Here is a 6,381-nt window from a genome sequence, read left to right on the forward strand (position 1 = left end):
GTGCTGTGGGGCGTTGAGGTTAGTGGGGCGGTCGGCGGGGCTTGGGGTGGCGCCGAGTAGTGAGTCCCGGTGTCGGGCAGGGGCTCCTCGGTGCGATTCGGGTCGCTTGGTCGGTGTGTCCGATTGGGCTGCCGCACTGCGGTCAACCGAAGTCATGCCTCCACACCTGCACGTCCATCTGCACGAACGTCGGCTACCTCACGTTGCGTAGCAGAGTCCCGCTGACGTGCACGGGCCGGTGGCGTACGCTGCTGCGATCGTGTGATTATCAGACCGTTACATAGGCTGAGCCACTACATGGCGTGGCAGGATCCCTTGTCGAACAGCGTGGTTCGGCCTGGTCGCCCGGGGAGGTCATTGCGTGGCGTTGTGGACCGTGCACGGCGATGGCCGCACCACAGACGGTGACGCCATCGCCCCCCAGGAGCGGCTGAGCTGGCCCCTCACCATCGGCTTCGGAGCCCAGCACCTCGTCGCCATGGCCGGCGCCACCATCTACGTCCCCGCCACCACCGGCCTCCCGGTCAGCACCACCCTGCTGTTCTCCGGCGTCGGCACCCTGCTGTTCCTGGTGATCACCCGCAACCGGGTGCCCAGCTACCTCGGACCGTCCTTCTCGTTCATCGCCCCGCTGTCCGCCGCGCGCGACGAGGGCATCGCCGCGCAGCTCGGCGGCGTCCTCGCGGCCGGCCTGCTGGTGATCATCATCGGGATCGCCGTGAAGGCCCTGGGCGTGCGGCTCCTGGAATCGGTGATGCCGCCGGTCGTGACCGGGGCCGTGGTGGTGATCATCGGGTTGGACCTGTCCGGCCGGGCCACCGAGTCGTTCGCCGTCCAGCCGCTGCTCGCCGTCGTGACCGCGGGCATCATCCTGCTCTGCGGGGTGCTGGGCCGCGGTTCGTTCTTCCGCTTCGCCGTGCTCGGGGGCGTGCTCACCGGGTGGCTGCTCGGCCTGTTCTCGGGCCTCGTCGACACCTCCGGGGTCGCGCGGGCGGCCTGGTTCGGCCTGCCCGAGTTCCACGAGCCCGAGCTGCGCCCGTCCGTCACGCTCCTGGTGCTGCCGGTGGTGCTCGTGCTGGTCGCGGAGACCGTCGGCCACGTCAAGGCGGTCGCCGCGCTGACCGGCCGCAACCTCGACGGCAGCGCGGGCGACTCGATCATCGCCAACGGCCTGTCCACCACGTTCGCGGGCTTCGGCGGCGGCTCCGGCACCACCACCTACTCCGAGAACATCGGCGTGATGGGCGTGACCAAGGTCTACTCCACGGCCGCGTTCGCGGTGACCGGCGTGGCCGCCGTGCTGCTGTCGTTCTCGCCCAAGGTCGCGGCGGCGCTCGACACCGTCCCGCCCGGCGTGGTCGGCGGCGCGACGCTGGTCCTGTTCGGCCTGATCAGCCTGGTCGGCGTGCGGGTGTGGATGGAGAACCGGGTGGACCTGACCAACCCCGGCAACGCGCTGGTCGGCGGTGCGGCCCTGGTCGCGGGCGTCGGCGACCTCACCCTCGAAGTGGGCGACATGGAGCTGAACGGCCTGGTCTGGGGTCCGCTGGTGGTGGTGATCCTGCACCCGCTGCTGCGCTGGCTGCGGGCCGCCCGCGAGGCCTAGCGGACCAAGCCCGGCCACCACCTCGGCCGCGCGGTCGGCCGCCACCTCGGCGAACCCGCCGGCCGCCTCACCGAACCAGCCGGCCGGCCGACTCGGCGGACCAGCCGCCTCGGCGGACCAGTCGGCCTCGGCGAACCAGCCGCCTCAGCGGACCAGCGACCGGTTGATCCTCCGCACCAGACCGGGCCCCTCGTAGATGAACCCGGTGTAGACCTGCACCAGGCTCGCCCCCGCGTCCAACATGCGCTTGGCGTCGTCGGCGCTCGCGATGCCGCCCACCCCGATGATCGGCAACTTCCCGTCGGTCCGCCTGCTGACGAACCGCACCACCTCGCGCGCCCGCGCCCCCAGCGGCTTCCCGCTCAACCCGCCGGCCTCGCCCGCCAGCGCCTGGTCGGCCGGCGCGAGCCCGTCGCGCGACAACGTGGTGTTGGTCGCGATCAACCCGCTCACGCCGTGGTCCGCGCACACCTCCAGCAGCTCGCCGATCGCCTCGTCGGTCAGGTCCGGGGCGATCTTGACCAGGATCGGCTTGGGCGTGGCGCCGCCGGCCAGCTCGCGCGCGGTGCCGTTCAGCCCGGACAGCAGCTCGGTCAGCGCGCCCCGGTCCTGGAGGCCGCGCAGCCCCGGCGTGTTCGGCGAGCTGATGTTCACCGCGAAGTAGTCGCCGAACCGGTAGAGGGCGCGCAGCGAGGCCTGGTAGTCGCCGACGGCCTCCTCGACCGGCGTGACCTTGGACTTGCCGAGGCTGATGCCCAGCGGCACGGACAGCGGACCCAGCCGCGCCAGCCGGTCGGCCAGGGCCTGGGCGCCGTCGTTGTTGAAGCCCATCCGGTTGATGATCGCCTCGCTGGCGCGCAGCCGGAACAGCCGCGGCTTCGGGTTGCCCGGCTGCGGGTGCCTCGTCACCGTGCCCACCTCGACGAACCCGAACCCCAGCGCGCCCCACGCGGGCAGCGCCCGGCCGTTCTTGTCCAGGCCCGCCGCGAGGCCCACCGGGTTGGGGAACCGCACGCCGAACACGGTGCGCTCCAGCGCGGGCCGCCGCGGGACGAGCCGCGCGGCCGGGCTCAGCTTCTCCAGCAAGCCGAGGGTGGTCTCGTGGACCCGCTCCGCGTCCCCGCCGTGCATCTGGAACAACGCCTTGCGCACCACGCTCTTGTAGACCACGGCGGCAACCCTAAGCGATCGGTCCCGGCTGGCAGCGCGGGCACCAGTACGCGGGGCGCTCCAGCACGCCCTCGCCCTGCCTCCCCCCGCGCACCCGCGTGCCGCACCGGAAGCACGGCCTGCCGGTCCGCTCGAACACCCAGTGCTGCCTGCCCCGGCGCAGGTCGCCGGTCGTGCTCTGCTCGGGCCGCCACGCGTTGGCCAGCAGCAGCCTGCGGGACAGCCGCACCGCTTCCGCCGCGTCCACGGCGGACACCGGGCTCCACGGTGACACGCCCAGCAGGAAGCACACCTCGGCCTTGTAGAGGTTGCCCACGCCGGCCAGCACGCGCTGGTCGAGCAGCGCCTGGCCCAGCTCGCGGTCCGGCTCGGCGGCGAGCCTGCGCGCGGCTTCCGCCTCCTGCCCCGCGTCCCAGCCCTCGCCCAGCAGGTCCGGTCCCAGGTGGCCGACGAGGCGGGGCTCCTGGTCGGTGGGCAGCAGCTCCAGGTCGTGCAGCGAGAACCCCACGGCGACCCGGTCGGGCACCTCCAGCACCGCCCGCACCTGGTGGCCGGGCCGCCGCCAGCGGTCGCCGGGACGGTAGAGGTGCCAGGCGCCGTCCATCCGGAAGTGGCTGTGCAGGCTCAGGTCGCCGGAGAACCGGGTGAACAGGTGCTTGCCGACCGACCGCACGCCCAGCACGTCCCGGCCGCCCAGGTCCGCGGTGGCCCACCGGGGGTGGCGCAGCTCACCGCGCAGCAGCGTCCGCCCGGCCAGCGCCTCGTCCAGGCGACGCCCGGCCAGGAAGACCGTGTCACCCTCGGGCACCGGCGCCCGCGCTTCCCCTGGTCACGCGTCCACGGCCTCCTGGATCTCGTCGTCGTCGAAGTCCTCGTGCGAGGGACGACGGCGGCTGCGGCTCATCCGCAGGATCCGGGCCAGCAGCAGGTTGAACGCCAGCGCCACCTCGCGCGCGCCGGGAGTACCCCACTCGTGGATCGGCATGCACGCGCCCTGCGCCTGCTGCACGGCCAGCCGGTCGGGCATCGCGACCGGCATCACGAGGGGGCCGAAGATGTCGCGCAGCTCGTCGATGCGGAACTGGTGCTCGTGCGACCGCGGCCGGACCCGGTTGACCACCACGCCCAGCGGCTGGAGCTGCGGGTTGTGCTCGCGCTCGGCCTGCACCGCCTCGAACGCCCGCTGCACGCCCGCCACCGCGAACATCGTGGGTTCCGTCACCAGCAGCGCCCGGTCGGCCGCGACCAGCGCCGACCTGGTGAGCTGGCCCAGCGACGGCGGGCAGTCCAGCAGCACGAGCTGGTAGGGCTCCTCGGCCTCCTTGAGCAGGCGCAACGCCTCGCGCAGCCGGCCCAGGCGGGCCTCGTTCGGGTCGGGGTGGTTCAGCGACTCGGCTTCTTCGGAGCCCACCATCACGTCCACGCCGTCGCCCCACCCGCTGGGCGAGATGGCCGTCCGCAGCACCTCCGCGGTCGGCTCCTTGAGCACGTCGTAAACGCTGGCCCGGGTCTCGTCGGGTTCCAGGGTGGAGGTGGCGTTGCACTGCGGGTCCAGGTCGATGACCAGCGTCCGGACCCCGCGCCGCAGCGCGGCCGACGCGAGACCCAACGCGACCGTCGTCTTGCCTACGCCACCCTTGAGGCTGAGCACCGCCACCGTATGCACAACGTGCAGCCTACGACCCTTACGCTCTGGTGCCATGCGACCGGACGCCGTACACAGGGTGCTCGACACCGAGCTGGCCGCCGCGCGGGACCGCCGTGGCGGTGAGCCGCCGAGGGTGCTCGACGTGGGCGGCGGCAGCGGGGTGTGGGCCGTGCCGCTGGCCGTGGCCGGGTGCTCGGTGACCGTGGTCGACCCGAGCCCCGACGCGCTGGCGACGCTGCACCGCCGGGCCGTCGAGGCGGGCGTGCTGGACCGGGTCACCGCCGTGCAGGGCGACACGGACGTGCTGGACCAGGACGCCTCGGCCGACCTGGTGCTGGGGCACGGGCTGCTGGAGGTCGTGGACGACGCCGCCGCCGCGCTGGGCGCGCTGGCCGCCGCCGCGGTTCCGGGCGGCGCGGTGTCGGTGCTGGTGGCGAACAGGTTCGCGGCCGTGCTGCACCGGGCCATCGCGGGCCGGCTGGTCGAGGCCCGGCAGCTGCTGGACGACGAGGCCGGGCAGCTCCCCGGCACCCGCGACCCGCTGCTGCGCCGGTTCGACGCGGTGGGGCTGGAGGCGCTGGTGTCGGCCGCGGGCCTGGAGGTGGAGCTGGTGCAGGGCCACGGCGTGGTGTCCGACCTGGTGCCGGGCTCGGTGCTGGACGCCAACCCGGGCGCGGCCGACGCGCTGGCCGAGCTGGAGCTGGCCGCGGCGACCAGGCCGCCGCTGCGCGACGTCGCGGCGCGGTTGCACCTCCTGGGCCGCAAGCCCGGCTGAGTGCGGTAGAACGGTAGGCATCCGCCGCCTACCGCAGAGGAACGCTGACGTGGGAGACCCGCTTTTACCCGGAGCCCGGTGATGACCGCTCCGCCGCCCGGCGAGCTGGAGGCCCGGGTGCGCGAGGCCGTCGCGGGCGACCGGGTCGCCGCCGCGCGCCTGCTGGAGATCGTCCGACCGCTGGTCGTGCGCTACTGCCGGGCCCGCGTGGGCCGCCAGGAGCGCTCGTTCACCTCCGCCGACGACGTCGCGCAGGAGGTGTGCCTGGCCGTGCTGACCTCGCTGCCGACGTACCGCGACCACGGCCGGCCGTTCCTGGCGTTCGTCTACGGCATCGCCGCGCACAAGGTCGCCGACGCGCACCGCGCGGCGCTGCGCAACCGGGCCGAACCCGTGCCCGAGGTGCCCGACGCGCCGGACGACTCGGCCGACCCCGAGCGGTGGGCGCTGCGGGAGGAGCTGTCGCGCAAGCTCGGCGAGCTGCTGCGCGTGCTGCCCGACAAGCAGCAGGAGATCCTGCTGCTGCGGGTGGTGGTCGGCCTGTCGGCGGAGCAGACCGCCGCCGTGGTGGGCGCGACGCCCGGCGCGGTCCGGGTGGCGCAGCACCGGGCGCTGACGCGCCTCCGCAAGGAGGTCGAGCGGTCGCCGTGGATGGCGGTCACCTAGCGTGTCTGGTTACGCTGCGCATCCAATGGTGGTAACCCACTGCTCTGTTCGCATCCTAAACGCGTCCGTTCGGAGCAACTTCCGAATACCTGCGTCATCCACGTGAGGGAGCCGCGTCGCGTTCGCATGTGGCCAAAGGGGTGGTCCAGCGCGCGGAGGCGGAGGAACTCGCGATGGCAGTGGTGGTCGATTTCGTGGTCGAGCCGGGAGGCGGCGGGGTGCCGCGCGCCCGAGCCGGGGAGGCGGTGATGACCGTGGACTGCGAGGACGTCCCGGTCGCCGTGGCGCGCGCGGAGGGACCGGACTCGCTCGTCGAGCCGGCCGTGCGGGGTGACCGGCGGGCGGTGGAGGCGCTGCTCGCGCTGATCCGGCCGCCGATCGTGCGGTACTGCCGGGTCCGCGTGGGGCGCGGGGAGCGGTCGCGGTCGTCGGCGGACGACGTGGCGCAGGAGGTGTGCCTGGCGGTGCTCAAGGCGCTGCCGACCTACAAGGACCAGGGGCGGCCGTTCCTGGCGT

At 73.7% G+C, this 6,381-nt stretch carries 7 protein-coding genes; 4 read left to right on the forward strand and 3 right to left on the reverse strand.

Going from position 1 to position 6,381, the window contains the following annotated elements:
* The first annotated feature begins 361 nt into the window (after positions 1–361).
* Positions 362–1,606, forward strand: a complete 1,245-nt coding sequence (locus ACFV4N_RS12880; RefSeq protein ID WP_499672680.1) for a uracil-xanthine permease family protein — start codon at positions 362–364, stop codon at positions 1,604–1,606.
* A gap of 144 nt (positions 1,607–1,750) precedes the next feature.
* On the opposite strand, the gene ACFV4N_RS12885 is transcribed toward ACFV4N_RS12880, so the two are convergent.
* Genes ACFV4N_RS12885 through ACFV4N_RS12895 form a run of 3 tightly spaced genes read right to left on the reverse strand, consistent with a single transcriptional unit; the run spans position 1,751 to position 4,442 of the window.
* Positions 1,751–2,776, reverse strand: a complete 1,026-nt coding sequence (locus tag ACFV4N_RS12885) for a quinone-dependent dihydroorotate dehydrogenase (protein WP_499672681.1) — start codon at positions 2,774–2,776, stop codon at positions 1,751–1,753.
* Positions 2,777–2,786: 10 nt separating this feature from the next.
* Positions 2,787–3,584, reverse strand: a complete 798-nt coding sequence (locus tag ACFV4N_RS12890; RefSeq protein WP_499672682.1) for a DNA-formamidopyrimidine glycosylase family protein — start codon at positions 3,582–3,584, stop codon at positions 2,787–2,789.
* Between the two features lie 21 nt (positions 3,585–3,605).
* Positions 3,606–4,442 carry a ParA family protein gene (locus tag ACFV4N_RS12895; RefSeq protein WP_499672683.1) on the reverse strand — a complete coding sequence of 279 codons (837 nt, stop codon included), beginning with the start codon at positions 4,440–4,442 and terminating at the stop codon, positions 3,606–3,608.
* Positions 4,443–4,476: 34 nt separating this feature from the next.
* Between ACFV4N_RS12895 and ACFV4N_RS12900 the strand changes: the two genes are divergently transcribed.
* The 3 genes from ACFV4N_RS12900 to ACFV4N_RS12910 all read left to right on the forward strand — a co-directional run.
* Complete coding sequence (locus ACFV4N_RS12900) at positions 4,477–5,199, forward strand: class I SAM-dependent methyltransferase (RefSeq protein ID WP_499672684.1); 723 nt, start codon at positions 4,477–4,479, stop codon at positions 5,197–5,199.
* An 81-nt stretch (positions 5,200–5,280) separates the two neighbouring features.
* Positions 5,281–5,865, forward strand: a complete 585-nt coding sequence (locus tag ACFV4N_RS12905; protein WP_499672685.1) for a sigma-70 family RNA polymerase sigma factor — start codon at positions 5,281–5,283, stop codon at positions 5,863–5,865.
* A gap of 248 nt (positions 5,866–6,113) precedes the next feature.
* Positions 6,114–6,381, forward strand: a 268-nt coding sequence (locus ACFV4N_RS12910; RefSeq protein WP_499672688.1) for a sigma factor, incomplete at its 3' end; no start/stop codon positions are given.

The organism is Actinosynnema sp. NPDC059797, from assembly GCF_042732085.1.
In the GTDB taxonomy this organism is placed as follows: Bacteria; Actinomycetota; Actinomycetes; order Mycobacteriales; family Pseudonocardiaceae; genus Actinosynnema.

What these genes read in the sequence shown, in the direction of transcription:
- ACFV4N_RS12900 (WP_499672684.1), top strand. Translation starts at nt 4,477, where the DNA reads ATGCGACCGGACGCCGTACACAGGGTGCTCGACACCGAGCTGGCCGCC.
- ACFV4N_RS12905 (WP_499672685.1), top strand. Translation starts at nt 5,281, where the DNA reads ATGACCGCTCCGCCGCCCGGCGAGCTGGAGGCCCGGGTGCGCGAGGCC.